Origin of the sequence: uncultured Reyranella sp. (genome assembly GCF_945957355.1) — a bacterium.
Taxonomy (GTDB): Bacteria; Pseudomonadota; Alphaproteobacteria; order Reyranellales; family Reyranellaceae; genus Reyranella.
In genome coordinates this window covers 23235-41372 of record NZ_CAMFKM010000005.1, presented here as the reverse complement: position 1 = coordinate 41372, position 18138 = coordinate 23235, and the positions used below count along the sequence as shown (strand labels likewise).

The window sequence follows — 18138 nt, the reverse complement described above, 5'->3', positions numbered from 1 at the left end:
ATGCCAATCATCGATTCCCAGGTCCACGCCTACGAGGCGAACACGCCGAAGCGGCCATGGGCCACGATTCCGAACTGGCCTCCGCACGTGACCGGCGACGAGATGGTGGCGGCGATGGACGCGGTCGGCGTCGACGGCGCGATCATGATCTCGCCCTTCGCGATGTACCGCTACGACGCCAGCTACGCCGAGGAGGTGGCGCGCCGTCACCCAACCCGCATGGCCATCGTGAAGCCGGTCGATCCCGATGACGAGAACGTCGCCGACGTGATCGCGAAGTGGAAGGAGACGCCGGGTGCGGTCGGCATCCGCATCTTCCTGCGCGAGGAGGAGAAGCGCGCCCCCGACCATCCCGGCCTCGACCGCATCTGCAAGGCCGCAGTCCGCTACGACCTGCCGCTCAACTTCCTGTTCTGGGGCCGGGTCGACGAAGGCATGCAGATCATCGACCGCCATCCAAAGACGCGGTTCATCGTCGACCATCTCGGCATCCTTCAGCCGCGCGTCCCGCCTGCGCCTGCCGAGCCCTGGGCCGACCTGCCGAAGATCCTCGACCTCGCGAAGCGGCCGAACGCGGTGATCAAGATCAGCGGCGCCTGCACCCTCTCGAAGCAGCCTTATCCGTTCCCCGACATCTGGGATCCGCTGAAGCGCATCTTCGACGCCTGGGGCTTCGAGCGCTGCCTCTGGGGCACCGACTGGACCCGCGCCTTCGCCGTCGTGAACTATGAGAACGCCGTGAAGCCGTTCCTGGAGACCAAGACGCTGAGCGACAGCGAGCGCGCCATGCTGATGGGCGGCGCCTGCACCAAGGCCTACGGCTGGTCGCCGAAGAGGTAGATCAGGCCGTCGAACGGACCAGCTTGCCCGGACGCGCGCCGGTCTCGACGCCCTTCTCGAAGATCGGCGTGCCGGAGCAGATCGTCATGTCGTAGCCGTCGACGCTCTGGACCAGGCGGCGGCCGCCGGCCGGCAGGTCGAAGATCATCTTCGGGCTGTGCAGGTTGAGGCCGTTGAAGTCGATGACGTTGACGTCCGCCTTCTTGCCAACCTGCAGGCGGCCGCGATCCGCGAAGCCGTAAAAGTCGGCGGTGCTGCTGGTCATGCGCCTGACCACGAACTCGAGGCCGAGGCGGGGTCCGCGCGTGCGGTCGCGGACCCAGTGCTGCAGCATCGAGGTGTTGAGCGAGGCATCGCAGATCACGCCGCAATGCGCGCCGCCGTCGGACAGGCCGAGGATGGTGTGCGGATCCTCGATCAGTTCGCGCACGACCTCGAGATCGCCATGCACGTAGTTGGTGACGGGGAAGTAGACCATGCGGTTTTCACCGCCAGTCAGGTAGTCATAGCAATATTCCTGCGGCGTCACGCCGGCGGCCTTGGCCAGCGCCTCGATGCTGCGCTCCGGCGCGGGCTCGTAGTCCGGCTTGTCGCCGAGCGGATACATGCGGTCCCAGCGCGTCGCGATCTGGCGCGACAGGGGCGGCAGCACCTCGAGCAGGCGCGGCGAGGCCTCCTGCGACAGGATCAGCCGGCGCACCTCGGGCGTACGCAGCCTGGCCAGCATCTCGGCCGGCGGCAGGTGGGCCAGCTCGGCATAGCCTTCGCGCAGGCCGAACGGATTGAGCGAGGTGTTGAGACCGAGCGTGAGGCCCACGGGACGTCCGGCGACCTGGGCATAGAGCGGCAGGTTGTCGGCGCGCGCGGCGCGCACGCCGTCCATCAGGCGCTTGTAGCGCTGCGGATCGTAGCTGCGATCGGTCAGCAGGAACCAGACCGGCCGGCCGCTGTGCCTGGCGACCTCGCGGATCCAGCTCCATTCCGCCTTCTCATCATTGAAATCGGACAGGAAGCCGAAGGTGCCGACGCCGGCGCGGCCCATCGCCTTGCCGATGGCGATCAGCTCCTCATGCTCGGCAAAGCGGCCGGGCACCAGGTCGCCGGCCAGGGTCTTGTGCTGGTCGCTGCGGCTGGTGGTGAAGCCGACGGCGCCGGCCTTCAGCGCTTCCTCGGTGAGCCGCGCCATCAGTTCGATGTCCTCGGCGGTCGCCATCTCGCGCTTGATGGCACGCTCGCCCATCGCATAGACGCGCAACGGATGGTGGGCGACCTGGGCACCGATATCGATGGTGCGCGGCAGGCGCTCCAGCGCATCGAGATATTCCGGGAAGCTCTCCCAGTCCCACTTGAGGCCTTCGGTCAGCGTGATGCCGGGGATGTCCTCGACACCCTCCATCATCTCGATCAGCGCCTTCTGGTGCTCGTTGCGCACCGGCGCGAAGCCGACGCCGCAATTGCCGAACACCAGGGTCGTGGCGCCATGCCAGGAGGACGGCGCCAGCACCGGATCCCAGGTGGCCTGGCCGTCATAGTGGGTGTGGACGTCGACCCAGCCTGGCGTGACCAGCCGGCCTTCGGCCTTGACCTCGCGCTTGCCCGGACCGGCCTTGCCGCCGACCCGGACGATCCTGTCGCCGTCGAGTGCGACGTCGCCCTGGAACGCCGGCGCGCCCGTGCCGTCGACGATGGTGCCGCCCCGGATGACGATGTCGTGCATGGCCCGTCCCGCTGTTCTGTAATGGGACGGTAAGACTTTCACACAAGGCCGGGCCCGGAAAGACCGGAGCCATGCGTTAGGGGCGTACTGCTATTCTGCCCGCAGCGTAATCCGTAGTGTCGTTCACCCACCACCTCATCCTGAGGAGGCCGCGCAGCGGCCGTCTCGAAGGATGGGCAACAGACGAGGTGCTCGTTCCCACCCTTCGAGACGCGGTCCGGTGGACCGCTCCTCAGGGTGAGGTGCTTTTTGGAAGCCTGATACTAAGACGCTAAGCGCGTTCGCGAATGTCGCTGAACTTCACCTTCGGGCTCTTCTCGGCGATGTACCCCAGCTCCCAGGCGTTGCGCGCGAGGAACACCGGGGAGCCGTCGCGGTCCTCGGACATGCCGCCGCGGTTGGCCGACATGAACTCCTCGAGGTCGGCCTTGGTCTCGGCCGAGATCCAGCGTGCGGTCTCGAACGGTGCGGGTTCGAGATCGATATGGACGTTGTACTCGGCCTCGACCCGGGTCTTCAGCACGTCGAGCTGCAGTTCGCCGACCACGCCCACGATATGGTCGCCGCCGATGACCCGGCGGAACACCTGCGTCACGCCCTCTTCCGCCAGGTCCTCCAGCGCGCGCCTGAGCTGCTTGGATTTCATCGGGTCCTCCAGCCGCACGCGGCGCAGGATTTCCGGCGCGAAGTTCGGGATGCCGGTGATCTTCAGCGTCTCGCCCTCGGTCAGCGTGTCGCCGACCCGCAGCACGCCGTGATTGGGAATGCCGATGATGTCGCCGGGCCAGGCCTCGTCGACGATCTCGCGCTCGCGGGCGAAGAACAGGATCGGCGAATTGACGGACAGCACCTTTGACGTGCCCATCTGCGTCAGCTTCATGCCGCGGCGGAACTTGCCGCTGCACAGGCGCAGGAAGGCGATGCGGTCGCGGTGGTTGGGGTCCATGTTGGCCTGGACCTTGAACACGAAGCCCGAGACCTTGGGCTCGGTCGGCTCGATCGGCCGCGGTTCGGCGGGCTGCGGCCGCGGCGGCGGCGCCCAGGCGGCGATCGCGTCGAGAAGCTCCTTCACACCGAAATTGTTGTAGGCCGAGCCGAAGAACACCGGCGAGAGATGCCCGGCGCGGTAACTTTCGAGATCGAACGCCGGATAGCCCGCGCGCACCAGCTCGACCTCTTCCGCGAAGTCGGAATCGGCGATCTGGTAGTTCTCGATCACCTCGCCGATCCGCGTCTTGTCGGTGTTGTCGAACACCAGCATGCGGTTGTTGGCGAGATCGTAGGTGCCCTTGAAGCTCTGGCCCGAGCCGGTGGGCCAGGTCATGGGCGAGACGTCGAGCGCCAGGGTCGAGGCGACCTCGTCCAGCAGCTCGATCGGGTCCTTGGACTCGCGGTCCATCTTGTTGATGAAGGTGATGATCGGCACGTCGCGCAGGCGGCAGATCTCGAACAGCTTGCGGGTGCGCGCCTCGATGCCCTTGGCGGCGTCGATCACCATCACCGCCGAATCGACGGCGGTCAGCGTGCGGTAGGTGTCCTCGGAGAAGTCCTCGTGGCCCGGCGTGTCGAGCAGGTTGAAGACGGCGCCGCCATACTCGAAATGCATCACCGAGGTGGTGACCGAGATGCCGCGCTGCTGCTCGATCTTCATCCAGTCCGAGCGCGCCCGCCGCGCCTCGCCGCGCGCCTTCACGGCACCGGCGACATGGATGGCGCCGCCGAACAGCAGCAGCTTTTCCGTCAGCGTCGTCTTGCCGGCGTCGGGATGCGAGATGATCGCAAACGTGCGCCGCAGCCCGGCCGGATGGCCGGCGAGACGGGCGTCGGAAGCTGGAAGAGCGGCGGAATCGGGCACTTTTACGGGGTCCTTCGGGGGTGGCGTGGGGGTAGCGGACGGGTCCGTTGGCGTCAACTCGTGAGGTTTGTTAGTACGGCGCCGGCTTTGACCGGCCGCGCCCTCCCAATGAAGGGGGCCGGGACCGAATGGATTGGAATCGATGGACGAGAAGAAGGCTGGCAGTACGCCAATCGCGCTACGCGTGCTGAAAGAGCTGGTGCTTCCGGTCGCGGGCGGTGTCGCTTACGGAACGCTCGTGGCACAGGCCAAGCAGATGCCGCTCGACGGCGTGACGGCGGGCGGGGTGGCGTTCTTCTGCGTCCTGGCGGCGCAGGGCCTGGTCCTGCGCGCCGCGCGGTCGGCGCGGAGTGAGCAGCAACCTGCCGCGCAAGCCGTGCCGGCTCCCGCGCCGGAGCCGCTCAAGCTGCCCGCACCTGAGAAAGCGCCGGAAAAGGAACCCGAGCCCGCGCCCACGCTCATCGCCACGCCCACGGTCGAGCCCATCGCCGAGCCTGTCGCGAAACCAGTCGAAGAGCCGGTCCCAACACCGGCTCCGCCGCCGCCTCCACCTGCGCCTCCGAAGCCCGCCCCCAAGCCCGCGAACGACTTCGTCAGCATCCGGGTCGGAATCGAGGAGCTTAAGGAACAAGGCGCCCTGCCCGAACCCGAGCCGGAAAAGCCGGAAGACGGCCAGCGCCCCCTCTTCCGCAACCTCGCCCACGCCCCCACCAAGCGGACGCCCGTCGAAGCGCTAGCGCCGAAACAGCTGCTCGACCTCAAGATGCCCTACCAGGCGGTGCTGAACGCCGCCGTGAACTTCGAACGCGAGGTCAAGCGCCAGGCCGACATGGAAGGCGACCGGACCGTCCCGCTCGAAAGCCTGTTCGAGGAACCGCGCTTCAACCTGTCGAAGGACCGACTGCGCCAGCTCGATACGCTGCGCCGCATCCGCAACAACATCCTCCACGGCTTCGAAACCCTGGTCGATCCGACCGAAGCCACCGCCCTCGTCGCCGCCTTCGACAAAGCAGCGACATGGTTCGATCCCGATAACATCGAGCCGGCGGAGCCCGCGAAGGCTGACGCCGAGACGCCCTCCGAGAACGAGGTGGAGAAGCCCGCTGAAGATGAGGCCGAGAAGGCTGTGAAGGCGGAGGAAGAAGAGCCGGCAGACGAAGGAGCAAAGGCCCCCGTCGAAGACGAGGCGGAGAAGCCCGCTGACGGTGAGGCCGAGGAGGCCGTGAAAGCGGAAGAAGAAGAGCCGGTGGACGAAGAAGCAAAGGCGCCCGTCGAAGACGAGGCGGAGAAGCCGGCTGACGGTGAGGCCGAGAAGGCCGTGAAGGCGGAAGAAGAAGAGCCGGCAGACAAAGAAGCGAAGGCCCCCGTCGAAGACGAGGCGGAGAAGTCCGAGAGGAATGAGTCCGGGAAGAAGGTCGAGGCGACCAAGAGCTGAGAGTTTGCGAGGGCTCAGCGGGGGACTAAACTCCCGCCCATGAACCCCGACCAGCTCAAGACCTTCATCGGCAGCTTCTGGGACGACCAGATCCTGCCGTCTCTCACCGAATACATCCGCATTCCCAACAAGTCGCCGTCCTTCGACCCGAAATGGGAGGAGAACGGTTACATGGAGCAGGCGGTCACCTTGATGACCGACTGGGCGCGGCCGCATGTGGCCGCCTTCGCGGGCGCGACAATGGAGGTGGTGCGGCTGCCGGGGCGCACGCCGCTGATCTTCATCGAGATACCGGGGGATGACAACGACGACACCGTCCTGCTCTACGGCCATCTCGACAAGCAGCCCGAGATGAAGGGCTGGGCCGAGGGCATGGGGCCGTGGATCCCGGTGCGCAAGGACGACAAGCTCTACGGCCGCGGCGGCGCCGACGACGGCTACGCGATCTATGCCTGCTTCGCCGCGTTATTGGCGCTGCAGCAGCAGAAGGTGCCGCGCGCCCGCTGCGTCATCATGATCGAGGGCTGCGAGGAATCGGGCAGCTACGACCTGCCCTTCTATGTCGATCACCTGCTCGACCGGATCGGCGACCCGTCGCTGGTGGTCTGCCTCGATTCGGGTTGCGGCGACTGGGACCGGATGTGGCTCACCACGTCGCTGCGCGGCATCGCGGCCGGCACGCTCAAGGTGCGCGTGCTGAACGAGGGCGTTCACTCGGGCGACGCGTCGGGGATCGTGCCCTCCTCGTTCCGGATCACGCGCGCGCTGCTGACGCGGCTGGAGGACGAGGCGACCGGCGAGATGAAGCTGCCGGAGCTGTTCGTGCAGATCCCGCCGCAGCGCATCGCGCAAGCCTCGGAAGCCGCGCGCGTGCTGGGCGACGAGGTCTATCGCAAGTTCCCCTTTGCCGGCACGACCAAGCCGATGGTCGAGGATCTCGGCCAGATGGTGCTGAACCGCACCTGGCGGCCGCAGCTCGCGACCGTGGGCATGGCGGGCTATCCCGAGCCGGTCGACGCCGGCAACGTGCTGCTGCCCTACACCGAGGCCAAGATCAGCGTGCGCACGCCGCCGACGCTCGACGCCAAGGAGGCCGTGAAGGCCATGAAGAAGGCGCTGGAGTCGGATCCGCCCTATGGCGCGACCGTCGAGTTCGACGCCGGCGAAGGCGGCCAGAGCGGCTGGCACGCGCCGCCGCTGGCGCCGTGGCTGGAGACGGCGGTGAACGAGGCCTCGCAGGAAGCGTTCGGCGAGCCGGTCGCCTACATGGGCGAAGGCGGCACGATCCCGTTCATGGGCATGCTGGGCGACAAGTTCCCCAAGACGCAGTTCGTGATCACGGGCGTGCTCGGCCCGCATTCGAATGCGCATGGGCCGAACGAGTTCCTGCACATTCCCACGGGGAAGAAGGTGACCGTCGCGACTGCGCTGATGATCGCGGCGCACTACGAGAGGAAGAAGAAGTAGCCTTTCTTCCTCCTCTCCCCCCGATAGGGGGAGAGGCTGGGTGAGTGGGCGACGCAACCCGTGTACCCCCCTCACCTAACCTCTCCCCCTATCGGGGGAGAGGAACATGAATCAGGAACTAAGTTCCTCGCGCAGCATCTCGAGTTCCAGCCATTCCGTCTCGGCGGCCTCGATTTCGGCCTGGGCGGCGCCGATTCGGGTGGTCCTGGCCTGGAAACCCTTGGGATCGCGGCGGTAGAGGTCGGGATCGGCCAGCGCCTGCTGCAGGGTCGCGACCTCGGCCTGCAGGGCCTCGATCTTCTTCGGCAACTCGACCAGGGCGCGTTCGCGCTTGTAGCCGAGGCGGGCCTTGGCCGGGCCGGCCGGCTTCGGCGCGGCGGCCGGCTTGTCCTTGGCGCGTGACGGCGTGACGCCCGTGGGCTCTGGGCGCGGGCCGCGCTGGGCCACGTAGTCGCTGTAGCCGCCGGCATATTCGACCGCCGTGCCGTCGCCTTCGAGCACGATGGTCGAGGTGACCAGCCGGTCGAGGAAGTCGCGGTCGTGGCTCACCAGCAGGACGGTGCCGTCATAGTCGTCGAGCGCTTCCTGCAGCAGGTCGAGCGTGTCGGCGTCGAGATCGTTGGTCGGCTCGTCGAGCACGATCATGTTCGACGGCGCGGCCAGCGCCTTGGCGAGCAGCAGGCGGTTGCGCTCGCCGCCCGACAGGGTGCGCACCGGCTGGCGCGCCTGCTCGTCGCGGAACAGGTACTCGCGCAGGTACGTCATCACATGGGTGAGATGGCCGCGCACCAGCACATGGTCGTTGCGGTCGGCCAGCGTCTCCCACGGAGTCTTGTCAGGATCGAGGCCGATGCGGCGCTGGTCGATCACCACCGGCATCAGGTTGGCGCCGAGCTTCACCGTGCCGCTGTCGGGCTCCAGTTCGCCCATCAGCATCTTGAGCAGCGTCGTCTTGCCGGCGCCGTTGGGTCCGATCAGGCCGATGCGGTTCTTGCGGAAGATGCGCGTCGAGAAATCCTGGACGATGACCTTGTCGCCCCAGCGCTTGGTGATGTTGCGCGCCGTGACGACCAGCGCGCCCGAGGCCTCGGCGCTGCCGGCCTCGATGGTGGCGCGGCCCACCGGGCCGATCTGCTGGCTGCGCTGCTGGCGCAGTGCCGCCAGCGCGCGCAGGCGGCCTTCGTTGCGTGTGCGGCGGGCGCGGATCGACTTGCCGGCCCATTCGGTCTCGCGCTCGATCAGCCGGTCGAGCTTGTGCCGCTCGGTCGCCTCGCGTTCGAGGATGTCGTTCGACCAGGCCTCGAACTCGCCATAGCCCTTGTCGAGGCGGCGCACGATGCCGCGGTCGAGCCACAGCACGGCGCGCGTCAGGTTGGTGAGGAAGCGGCGGTCGTGGCTCACCAGCACATAGGCGCCGCGCCACTTCGAGAGCTTGTCCTCCAGCCACTCGATGGTCGGCAGGTCGAGATGGTTGGTCGGCTCGTCGAGCAGCATGACGTCGGGCTCGGCGATCAGCACGCGCGCGAGCGCCGCGCGCCGTGCCTCGCCGCCCGACAGGGTGGTCGGATCGCGATCGCCGGCCAGCTTCATGTCGTCGAGGATGGCGGCGACGCGGTAGTCGTCCGGCCCCAGCGAATCGGTGAGCGCCGAGGCGACATAGGCGCCGACCGTGGCGTGGCCGGTGAAGTCCGGCTCCTGCGGCAGGGTGGCGACCGTCGCGCCGGGCTGGGCGAAGCGCTCGCCGGAGTCGGCGATCGGTGCGCCGGCCAGGATGCGCAGCAGCGTCGACTTGCCCGCGCCGTTGCGGCCGACCAGCGACAGGCGCTCGCCCGGCGCGATGCCGAGATCGACGCCGGCCAGGATCGTCTGGTCGCCGAGATGGAAACGGATGTCGCTGAGCGCGAGGAGGGGCGGATCGGCCATGGGAGCGGGCTGTATTGGCCGAACCTGTCCACATCGGCAAGGGCCGCAGCCGCGCTATGGTCGCGCCATGCTCGTCGTGGGGGAGCCGAAGCGGATCGACCGTGCCATCAGGCGCCTGCAGGGCGCGTTGCAGGGCGTTCCCGCGCGCGGCGTGCGACTGACCTGGCGCGGCGGCGAGTTGCGCACGACCATCCATTGGGCGCGCGACGATGCCTTCTGGTGGGCCTTCGAGCCGCGCCGTGCGCGCGACGCCCTGGTGCTCGGCCACGCCCCCGAGCCGCCGCCGCCGCGCGAGAGCATCACCTGCGAGATCAACCTGCCGCGCACCGGGGCCGACCGGAAGCTGGCGGGCATGATCGTCGAGGATGCAGCCGGGGCCCTCTATCTCGCCCATTCCGGGCGCATGGGCGGAGCGCGGCCCGGGCAGAGCAAGGATGGGTTCCGCGAATTCCTGGCCGACGGTGTGTGGCGGTCCGTGGAGTGGCCCGATGGCGAGGAGAGCGAGGCGCTGATCGTGGCGCCGCTCGACAGTCCCCGCCTCACCCGGCTGCTGGGCCGCTTCGTCGACGCCGTGCGCCGCTACAAGGCGGGCGGTGCGGCACCGCTGCAGACGGCGCTCTGCACCGATCCCTCGACACGCCTCCCGCCGGCCGCCGCCTGCGATCGCGCGCTGGTCGATGCCGCCCTCTACGAGGAGCTCACCAAGCGCGGCGTGTTCGGCGGCACGACCGATCTCTTCTCGGTCGGCGCCGACGGGCCGCGGCCGCTGTTCGGGCTGATCGCCGACGGCCAGCCCGAGGAGGTGGCGCTGGCGGTCGGCGCCCTGGCGCTGGCGGCCGCGCGGCTGGGCACGAAGGTGAAGCCGATCCTCGTCGCGCCGCTGGATCTGCCCGGCGTGGAGAACGGCGCGCTCGCCTCCCTGCCCTTCCCCTGCGTGCGCTTCCAGTGGCGGGGGGCGCGGGCGGTGTTTGACGGGCTGGACGACGCGCTGGCATGAAGAGCCCCTCATGGTGATGGGCCTCACGACGGGACTCTGGGTCAGCGCGCAGATCAGGCTCTGCGACCGCGCCTTCATTCCGGCCGCCGTCGTGCGGCGCGGCGATCCGGATGTCGGCACGGTGCTGCTGAAGATCAACCGCTTCGAGGCGGGCGTGACCGTCTTCACCCAGACCAGCACGCTCGGCGACGAGCCCGCGTGGAGCCGCGGCACGGGCCCCACGCCCGTCACCGAGCCAGAGGCCGACGCCTACATCGCCCGCCAGGTCGCCCGCGATCCCGACCTCTGGGTCCTCGAGATCGAGGACCGCAAGGGCGAGTACAAGATGGTCGGGAAGATCGTTTAGGCCGAGCGAAGCTCGCCCTATTGCGGGCCCAGCACCGTGGTCGGATCGATCGTCTTGCCGGCGCGGCGGACCTCGAAATGGAGCTGCGGCTCCGCGGTGCCGCCGGAATTGCCGACCTTGGCGATGGTCTGGCCCTTCTTGACGACGTCGCCCTTCTTCACCGCCAGCGACTCGTTGTTGCCATAGGCGGTGATGTAGCCGCCGGGATGCTCGATCAGCAGCAGGTTACCCATGCGGGCGACCTCGCCTCCGGCATAGACGACCCTGCCGCCCTCGGCCGCCTTCACGGGCGTGCCCTTGGCGGCGGCAATGTCGATGCCGTCGTTCTTCTGGCCGCCCGAGGTGCCGTAGCCCGAGACGACCTTGCCGTGAACCGGCCAGATCATCTTTGCAGCCGGCGGTGTGGCTGCCACGGAAACCGGCTTGGCGAGCGGCGTCGGCTCGCCGGCGGGCGCGGCGGAGCGCGGCGCCTCGCCCTGGCTGGTGCCTGGCGGCGGCGCCAGGCCCTCGCGCTTCACCGAGGAGGGCGCGTTGGGATTGGCCGCGGCGGTCTGCTGGCTGGCGGCCTCGCCGTAGCTGTCCTGGACGAAGCGGGCGCCCGGCATGGCGAGCGTCTGACCGGGCTTCAGCGTATAGGGCGCCTTGAGGTTGTTGCGGTCGATGATGGTCTGCGACGGCACACCGTAGCGGCGCGACAGGCCATCGACCGTGTCCTTGTCCTTCACGACATAGACGGGAACGGCGTTGGGCCCGGCGGCGGAGCCGGGATATTCCATGGTGCCTTCGCGGGCACCCATGACGGTGTTGCAGGCGCCGAGCGCGACCGACAGCACCGCCATTGTACCCAGCGTGTGCATGCGGCCGGCCCATCGCGAGGGGAAGCGAGGGGCGTTCTTCATGCTTCCATACTACTGCATTGGGATTCTGGCGGGAATAGGAGCCTCGGAGGGTCGTTCGTTCTTCGACGCTCTCGGACATTCCCCTGGGCAATGTCCTGTCGCTCCTCGGGCTGAGCTTCGCTCAGCCCTGACCCAGGACCGGCAACGGCCCCGCGACCAGCGGCACGAAGCGCACCGGCATCAGCGTGTCGCGCTGCAGGCCGCGCTCGCTCTTGACGATGCGCTCGACGACCTGCGCCGTGGGATCGCGGCCCACCGGAACGATCAGGATGCCGCCGACGGCGAGTTGGTCGATCAGCGCCTGCGGACGTTCCTCGGCGGCGGCGGTGACGATGATGCGGTCGAACGGCGCCTGGCCGGGCCAGCCCTTACTGCCGTCGTTGATGTCGACCACGACATTGTAGATGCCGAGGTCGAGCAGCAGCCGCTCTGCGGCCTTGGAGAGCGGCTTGAAGCGCTCGACCGAATAGACGCGGCGCGCGAGTTTCGCCAGGACCGCCGCCTGGTAGCCCGAGCCGGTACCGATCTCGAGCACCTTCATGCGCGGGCCGACCCGCAGCGCCTCGGTCATGGCCGCGACCACCAGCGGTTGGCTGATCGTCTGGCCGAACGCGATGGGCAGGGCCGTATTCTCCCAGGCACGCTCCGCGAAGGTCTGCGTCACGAAGCGCTCGCGATCGACCGAGGCGATCGCCGCCAGCACGTTCTCGTCCGTGATGCCCGAATTGCGCAGTTCGGCGATCAGGCGCTGCATGGCGGGGACGTTCACGGGGCGCCCTCTAGTCGAGGTCGACGGGCTGCGCCTCGAACTCAGCGACGAGCTTGCGGCGCATGCTCTCGTGGGTCAGGTCGAGGTGCAGCGGGGTCACCGAGATGTGGCCCGAGCGGACCGCGGCAATGTCGCTCGCCGCGTCGATCTCGCTCTCCTGCGGGGCGTAGCCGATCCAGTAGTAGGTGCCGCCGCGGGGATCCTTGCGCTCGATGATGTGACCGCCGAAGCCGCGCGTGCCGGTGTGCGTGACCCGCACGCCCTGCACCGAGCCCGCCACGACATCGGGGAAGTTGACGTTGACCAGCACATTGCGCGGCCAGTCGAGCGCGAGCACGCGGCGCGCCACGGCGGCGCCGTGGGCCGTCGCGGTGCCCCACTTCACCGGATGGTCGTGCATATGCGCCTGGCTGAACGCGATCGACGGGATGCCCAGCAGGCAGCCTTCCATGGCCGCGGCGATGGTTCCCGAATAGGTGACGTCGTCGGCGATGTTGGTACCGCGATTGACGCCGGAGAGGACGAGGTCGGGCCTGCGGTCCTTCATCAGGTGCCTGGCAGCGAACAGCACGCAGTCGGTCGGCGTACCGTCGACCGCGAACTTGTGTTCGCTCACCTCGCGCGCACGTATCGGCCGCGACAGAGACAGCGAATGGCCGGCCCCGCTCTGGTTGACCTCGGGCGCCACGATCCAGACGTCGCTCGAGAGCTGCGTGGCGATCTCGACCAGTGCCTCGAGGCCGGGAGCATGGATGCCGTCGTCGTTGGTGACGAGGATGCGCGCCTTGGCGAGGTTGGCGACCTTCATTTCCGGGTGGGCGCCGGAATGAGTTCGAGGCCGCCCATGTAGGGGCGCAGCACCTCGGGGACTGTCACCGAGCCGTCCTCGTTCTGGTAGTTCTCCAGCACCGCGACCAGGGTGCGGCCGACGGCGAGAGCCGAGCCGTTCAGCGTGCACAGGAACCGCGTGCCCTTCCCTTCCTTCGGCCGATAGCGCGCGTTCATGCGACGGGCCTGGAAGTCGCCCATGTTCGAGCAGCTCGAAATCTCGCGATAGGTGTTCTGGCCGGGCAGCCAGACCTCGATATCGTAGGTCTTGCGCGACCCGAAGCCCATGTCGCCGCCGCACAGGACGACGGTGCGATAGGCGAGCCCGAGCCGCTTCAACACCTGCTCGGCGCACTCGGTCATGCGCTCGTGCTCGGCGGCGGACTGCTCGGGCGTGGTGATGCTCACCAGCTCGACCTTGGGGAACTGGTGCTGGCGGATCATGCCGCGCGTGTCCTTGCCGGCCGACCCCGCCTCGGAGCGGAAGCAGGGCGTGAACGCCGTGAAGCGCAGCGGCAGTTCCTTCTCCTCCAGCATCATGTCGTTCACCAGGTTGGTGAGCGACACCTCGGCGGTGGGGATCAGCCAGAAGCCGTTGTCGGTGTGGAACATGTCCTCGGCGAACTTCGGCAGCTGGCCGACGCCATAGACGGCGGTGTCCTTCACCAGCAGCGGTGGATTGACCTCGGTGTAGCCGCCCTCGACCGTGTGCAGGTCGAGCATGAACTGCGACAGCGCGCGCTCCAGGCGTGCGAGATGGGCCTTCAGGAACACGAACCGCGCCCCGGAGATCTTCGCGGCGGCGGCGAAATCCATGTTGCCGGTCGCCTCGCCCAGCGCCACGTGATCCTTCGGCGGGAAGCCGAAGTTGCGCTGGTTGCCGACCCGGCGGATCTCGACATTGCCGGTCTCGTCGGCGCCCTCGGGGACGTCCTCGAACGGCAGGTTGGGCACGACCTCGAGCCGGATCCGCAGCTCCTCGTCGAGCCGGCCGGCCTCGCTCTCGCCGTCCTTCAGGCTCTGTTCGAGCGAGGCGACCTCGGCCATCAGCGCGTCGGCATTCTCGCCCTTGCGCTTGGCCATGCCGATCTGCTGGCTGAGCGCCTTGCGCTTCGCCTGGATGGCCTCGCTGTCCGAGATGGCGGCGCGGCGGCGCCTGTCGATCTCCAGGATCTCGGCCGAGAGCGGCGCGAGACCGCGCTTCTTCAGGCCGGCGTCGAACGCCTCGGGGTTCTCCCGGATGAAACGTATGTCGTGCATGGCTAGTTGCCGGCCCCCTCGCCGGCCTTGGTGGCTTCCTCGGCCTTCTGCTCGGCCTCCTCGGCCGCCTTGTCCGCGGCCGCGCGCTTCCGCTCGATCACGCCACCGATCAGGATGCTGATCTCGTAGAAGGCCATCAGCGGCACCGCCAGCGCGATCTGGCTGACCACATCGGGCGGCGCCAGCACGGCGGCGATGACGAAGGCCACGACGACGGCGTAGCGGCGCTTGGACTTCAGCCCCTCGGTGGTGGCGATGCCGACCTGGATCAGCAGGGTCAGCAGGACCGGGACCTCGAAGGCGAAGCCGAAGGCGAAGACGAGCTGGAGGATGCGTTCGAGATAGTCCGACGATCTCAGCGTCTTCTCGATGTCGGGCGGCGCATACTGCGTCAGCATGAAATTGATCACGTACGGCAGCACGATGTAATACATCAGCGCGCAGCCGGCATAGAACATGAACGGCGTGGCGACCAGGAACGGCACGAAGGCGCGCTTCTCGTGGCGATAGAGTCCCGGCGCAACGAACAGCCAGATCTGCACCGCGATCAACGGGAAGCCCACGATCAGCGCCACGAAGGCCGACAGCTTCACCGTGACGAAGAAGAACTCGAAGATGTCGAGGACGATGACCTTGTAGCCGTCGGCCAGCGCCGGCTGGATCAGGAACGAGAAGATCGGCTTGGCGAAGTAGAACGTGACGAAGAAGACCGCAAAGAAGCAGATCAGCGCATAGATCAGGCGCTTGCGCAGCTCGATCAGGTGATCGAGCAGCGGCATCGGCTTGTCGTCTTCAGGTCCGTCGAATGCCTGGGTCACGGATCACGTCGCAGCATGGGAGCCGCGTTATGCCGCCCTTTGGCGCGCAATTCAAAGTGCAAGTTGGCGCTCAGCCGGCCGCAACGGCCTTGGCCGGCTTCTCTTCGGCTGCAGGCACGGCCTCGGATGCCGCAGCCGGGACCGCCGGAGCAGCCTCTGCCACCACCGGTGTGGCCATATCCGGCGCCGGTTCTGCAGCGATCTGGGGGGCCGATTCCGGCTCGACCAGGGGATTGTCGGCCAGCGGGTTGTCGAACTGGGACTTTGCCTCGCTCATGGCCTTCTCGCCCTCGGCCATGCCCTCCTGGATCGCGTTCTTGATCTCACGCGTCGGGTCGAGCGCCTGCAGGTCGAGGCCGGGAGTGCCCGTGAGCTGCTTCTTCACGTCATCAAGGTCGGCCTGACGCACCATTTCATCGACATGCCCGCGGAATTCCGAGGCCATGCCGCGCATCTGGGCCATCCACTTGCCCCAGCTGCGCAACATGCCGGGCAGTTCCTTGGGGCCGATGACGACGAGCGCCACGACCGCAATGACCAGTAGCTCAGGACTATCGATGCCGAACATGGCCGTTCAGGCCCTCACGTCGCCGCTCTAGACCTTGGCGGCGCTATCCTGGTGGTGGACCGTTCCGCCCGGCGGAGTGGTCGTCGCCTGGGCCGAGATCGGCTTGGCGCTGTCGCCCGGCTGCGTCCCCGGCTGAGCCTGCGGCGGTGTCTCTTCCTGGCTGCCCCCGACGCCCTTCTTGAAGGCCGAGAGGCCCTTGCCGAAGTCGCCCATGAGCTGCGAGACCTTGCCGCGACCGCCGAACAGCAGCAGCACGACGGCCAGCACGATCAGCCAGTGCCAAATGCTGAAGCTTCCCATTTCACAATGCTCCCAAGATCGATTGCAATCGGCGTGTCGATTTACGTGAGCCGATTATGGCACCCGTTCCGAAGCCCCGGCAACCTGTCGAATAAGGCGCTTCCGGGGCGTCAGCGCCCGGGTTCCGCAGGGCTTTCCTCGACGGCGAGAGGCTCGTCGGCCTCGTCCTCCGTCGGCTCAAGCGGCAGATCGGGCTCGTCGGGCCTGAATATGGGGGGCTGCGAGCGGGCATCCAAGAGCCCGGCGGCCTTCAATTCCTCATGGCCGGGCAGATCGTCGAGGCTCGGCAGGCCAAAATGTTCGAGGAAGAAATCGGTCGTGCCCCACGTCACCGGCTTGCCGGGCGCCCGGCGGCGGCCCATCGGCTTGATCCAGTTCTGTTCGAACAGCAGGTCCAGCGTGCCCTTGCTCAAACCCACGCCGCGGACCTGCTCGATCTCGGCGCGCGTCACCGGCTGGTGATAGGCGATGATGGCCAGCGTCTCGACCGAGGCCCGCGACAGTTTGCGCGTCACCGGCTTCTCGATCTTGAGCTTCTCGGACAGGTCGGGCGCCGTACGGAAGGCATAGCCGCCCGCCACCTGCACGAGGTTCACGCCCCGCCCGGCATAGAGTTCCGCCAGATCGGCCAGCAGACGCTTCACGTCGGCATCGTTGGGCAGGCGGTCGACCAGTTCCTTCTCGCCGAGCGCCTGGGTGCCGGCGAAGATCAACGCCTCGAGCAGGCGCAGATGCTGGGCATGATCGGGCGAAGCGACGTCGGTGACGTTTTCACCGGTCGCCTGCGCGACAGCTTCCGCCCCCGCAATGGCCGAGACCACGACGGCCTCGGCGGCGACAGTCTCTATGACGGCGTCGGCAGACGTTTCGACCGGTTCCGACGCTTCTTCCAGGGTGTCGGGCTTCGCAGGCTTGTCGTCGCCGCCTTCGTCGTCGTCGTCCTCGTCGTCGTCGTCCTCATCGTCCTCATCGTCGTCGTCGTCGCCGGAATCGTCATCGTCCCCCGACTCGTCGTCGTCCGACTCCTCGTCGTCATCGGCCTTTTCTTCTTCGGCCTTCTCCGCGTCGGCTTCAGCTTTCTCCTCGGCGGCCTTTTCCTCGTCGGCGGCCTGGTCGCGGACGGGCTCGAGCGTGTCGGGCTCCTCGACGGCAGGATTGGCGTTTTCGATGTCTGACATGGCGGGAACCGTCACTGCTGCTCGGTACGTTTACGCAGATGGATGGGGCCGAAACGCTCGCTCTGGCGCAGCTCGATCTGACCGTCCTTGGCGAGCTGCAGGCCGGCCACGAAGGTCGCAGCGATCGCCGAGCGGCGGCGGGCCGGATCGGTGAGGCCGGCCGGCAGGAAGGCTTCGAGCGACTGCCAGTCGATGGCTATGCCTAGCATGCGCCCCAACCGCTCCGCCGCCTCCTCGACCGAGAAGAACTCCATCGGCTTGATCTGGTAGGTGTCGGCGTCCTTCGGCCGGACCTGCGAGCCGTAGGCGCTCAGCAGGTCGTAGAGCTTCACGTCCCAGACGGCGCGACGCACGACCACGATGCCCTCGGGCTGCCCGCGCGAGAAGATGTCCCGGCCAAGCTGCGGCCGCGCCATCAGGCGCGCACCGGCCTCCTGCATCGCCTCGAGGCGGCGCAACTGCCATTGCAGCGCATCCGCCATCTCCTGGCCCGACGGTTCCTCACCGGCGGGCGGCTCCGGCAGCAGCAGCCGCGACTTCAGGTAGGCGAGCCACGCCGCCATCACCAGATAGTCCGCGGCCAGCTCCAGCCGCATGCGGCGCGCCTGGTGGATATGGGCCAGGTACTGATCGACCAGCGCCACCATCGAGATCTTGCGCAGATCGACCTTCTGGTCGCGCGCCAGGCTCAACAGCAGGTCGAGCGGGCCCTCGAAGCCTTCCAGATTGACGATCAGCTCGCCCTCGCCCGGCGCGATCACGTCCGGCCCCCCGGCCGCAAAATTGTCGGCGGCGGCAGCCGTGTCCGCGGCAACCGGCGCCGGAGTCGCTTCGCCTTGCGCAACGGCGCCGGCGGCGGCGGGTGCGTCCTCAGGGGGCGGGCTGGCGGGTTCGGTCATGCAGTCCCGGTTTAGTCAGCGGAAGCGCCTGCCGCCACA

General features: G+C 67.9%; 17 protein-coding genes. 5 read left to right on the top strand and 12 right to left on the bottom strand.

Features of this window, described 5'->3' with window-relative positions; all coding sequences use genetic code 11:
* Positions 1-840, top strand: a complete 840-nt coding sequence (locus tag Q0Q48_RS09885) for an amidohydrolase family protein (protein WP_295136973.1) — start codon at positions 1-3, stop codon at positions 838-840.
* 1 nt (position 841) lies between these two features.
* Here Q0Q48_RS09885 and Q0Q48_RS09880 read toward each other — a convergent pair whose 3' ends face one another.
* On the bottom strand, positions 842-2557 hold the full coding sequence (locus tag Q0Q48_RS09880; protein WP_295136972.1) for an amidohydrolase family protein: 1716 nt from the start codon (positions 2555-2557) through the stop codon (positions 842-844).
* 271 nt (positions 2558-2828) lie between these two features.
* Positions 2829-4352: a peptide chain release factor 3 gene (locus Q0Q48_RS09875; protein ID WP_295137609.1), complete on the bottom strand. Its 1524-nt coding sequence runs from the start codon at positions 4350-4352 to the stop codon at positions 2829-2831.
* 202 nt (positions 4353-4554) lie between these two features.
* On the opposite strand from Q0Q48_RS09875, the gene Q0Q48_RS09870 reads away from it, so the two are divergent.
* Complete coding sequence (locus Q0Q48_RS09870; RefSeq protein ID WP_295136971.1) at positions 4555-5847, top strand: hypothetical protein; 1293 nt, start codon at positions 4555-4557, stop codon at positions 5845-5847.
* 39 nt (positions 5848-5886) lie between these two features.
* The gene (locus Q0Q48_RS09865; RefSeq protein WP_295136970.1) at positions 5887-7314 is read left to right on the top strand and encodes a M20 family metallopeptidase; all 1428 of its coding nucleotides are present in this window, start codon (positions 5887-5889) and stop codon (positions 7312-7314) included.
* A gap of 111 nt (positions 7315-7425) precedes the next feature.
* On the opposite strand, the gene Q0Q48_RS09860 is transcribed toward Q0Q48_RS09865, so the two are convergent.
* Complete coding sequence (locus Q0Q48_RS09860) at positions 7426-9237, bottom strand: ATP-binding cassette domain-containing protein (RefSeq protein ID WP_295136969.1); 1812 nt, start codon at positions 9235-9237, stop codon at positions 7426-7428.
* Between the two features lie 67 nt (positions 9238-9304).
* Here Q0Q48_RS09860 and Q0Q48_RS09855 point away from each other — a divergent pair, with 67 nt between their 5' ends.
* Positions 9305-10234, top strand: coding sequence for a hypothetical protein (locus Q0Q48_RS09855; RefSeq protein WP_295136968.1), 930 nt, complete (start codon positions 9305-9307; stop codon positions 10232-10234).
* A gap of 10 nt (positions 10235-10244) precedes the next feature.
* Positions 10245-10580: a DUF1491 family protein gene (locus tag Q0Q48_RS09850; RefSeq protein ID WP_295136967.1), complete on the top strand. Its 336-nt coding sequence runs from the start codon at positions 10245-10247 to the stop codon at positions 10578-10580.
* Positions 10581-10597: 17 nt separating this feature from the next.
* Here the strand turns inward: Q0Q48_RS09850 and Q0Q48_RS09845 are convergent, their stop codons facing one another.
* The 9 genes from Q0Q48_RS09845 to Q0Q48_RS09805 all read right to left on the bottom strand — a co-directional run bounded on the left by Q0Q48_RS09845 (position 10598) and on the right by Q0Q48_RS09805 (position 18099).
* The gene (locus Q0Q48_RS09845) at positions 10598-11479 is read right to left on the bottom strand and encodes a M23 family metallopeptidase (protein ID WP_295136966.1); all 882 of its coding nucleotides are present in this window, start codon (positions 11477-11479) and stop codon (positions 10598-10600) included.
* A 121-nt stretch (positions 11480-11600) separates the two neighbouring features.
* The gene (locus tag Q0Q48_RS09840) at positions 11601-12233 is read right to left on the bottom strand and encodes a protein-L-isoaspartate(D-aspartate) O-methyltransferase (protein WP_295137607.1); all 633 of its coding nucleotides are present in this window, start codon (positions 12231-12233) and stop codon (positions 11601-11603) included.
* Positions 12234-12258: 25 nt separating this feature from the next.
* Positions 12259-13056, bottom strand: coding sequence for a 5'/3'-nucleotidase SurE (gene surE / locus Q0Q48_RS09835; RefSeq protein ID WP_295136965.1), 798 nt, complete (start codon positions 13054-13056; stop codon positions 12259-12261).
* The gene (gene serS, locus Q0Q48_RS09830) at positions 13053-14336 is read right to left on the bottom strand and encodes a serine--tRNA ligase (RefSeq protein WP_295136964.1); all 1284 of its coding nucleotides are present in this window, start codon (positions 14334-14336) and stop codon (positions 13053-13055) included. Before serS ends, surE begins: the two co-directional genes overlap by 4 nt.
* A 2-nt stretch (positions 14337-14338) precedes the next feature.
* On the bottom strand, positions 14339-15154 hold the full coding sequence (gene tatC / locus Q0Q48_RS09825; protein ID WP_366915276.1) for a twin-arginine translocase subunit TatC: 816 nt from the start codon (positions 15152-15154) through the stop codon (positions 14339-14341).
* A gap of 70 nt (positions 15155-15224) precedes the next feature.
* Positions 15225-15722 carry a Sec-independent protein translocase protein TatB gene (tatB, locus tag Q0Q48_RS09820; RefSeq protein ID WP_295136963.1) on the bottom strand — a complete coding sequence of 166 codons (498 nt, stop codon included), beginning with the start codon at positions 15720-15722 and terminating at the stop codon, positions 15225-15227.
* Positions 15723-15749: 27 nt separating this feature from the next.
* Complete coding sequence (locus Q0Q48_RS09815; protein WP_295136962.1) at positions 15750-16022, bottom strand: twin-arginine translocase TatA/TatE family subunit; 273 nt, start codon at positions 16020-16022, stop codon at positions 15750-15752.
* A gap of 110 nt (positions 16023-16132) precedes the next feature.
* Complete coding sequence (scpB, locus tag Q0Q48_RS09810) at positions 16133-17200, bottom strand: SMC-Scp complex subunit ScpB (RefSeq protein ID WP_295136961.1); 1068 nt, start codon at positions 17198-17200, stop codon at positions 16133-16135.
* A gap of 11 nt (positions 17201-17211) precedes the next feature.
* A complete protein-coding gene (locus tag Q0Q48_RS09805; RefSeq protein WP_295136960.1) occupies positions 17212-18099 on the bottom strand; it encodes a ScpA family protein in 888 nt (295 codons plus the stop codon).
* Between the last annotated feature and the right edge of the window lie 39 nt (positions 18100-18138).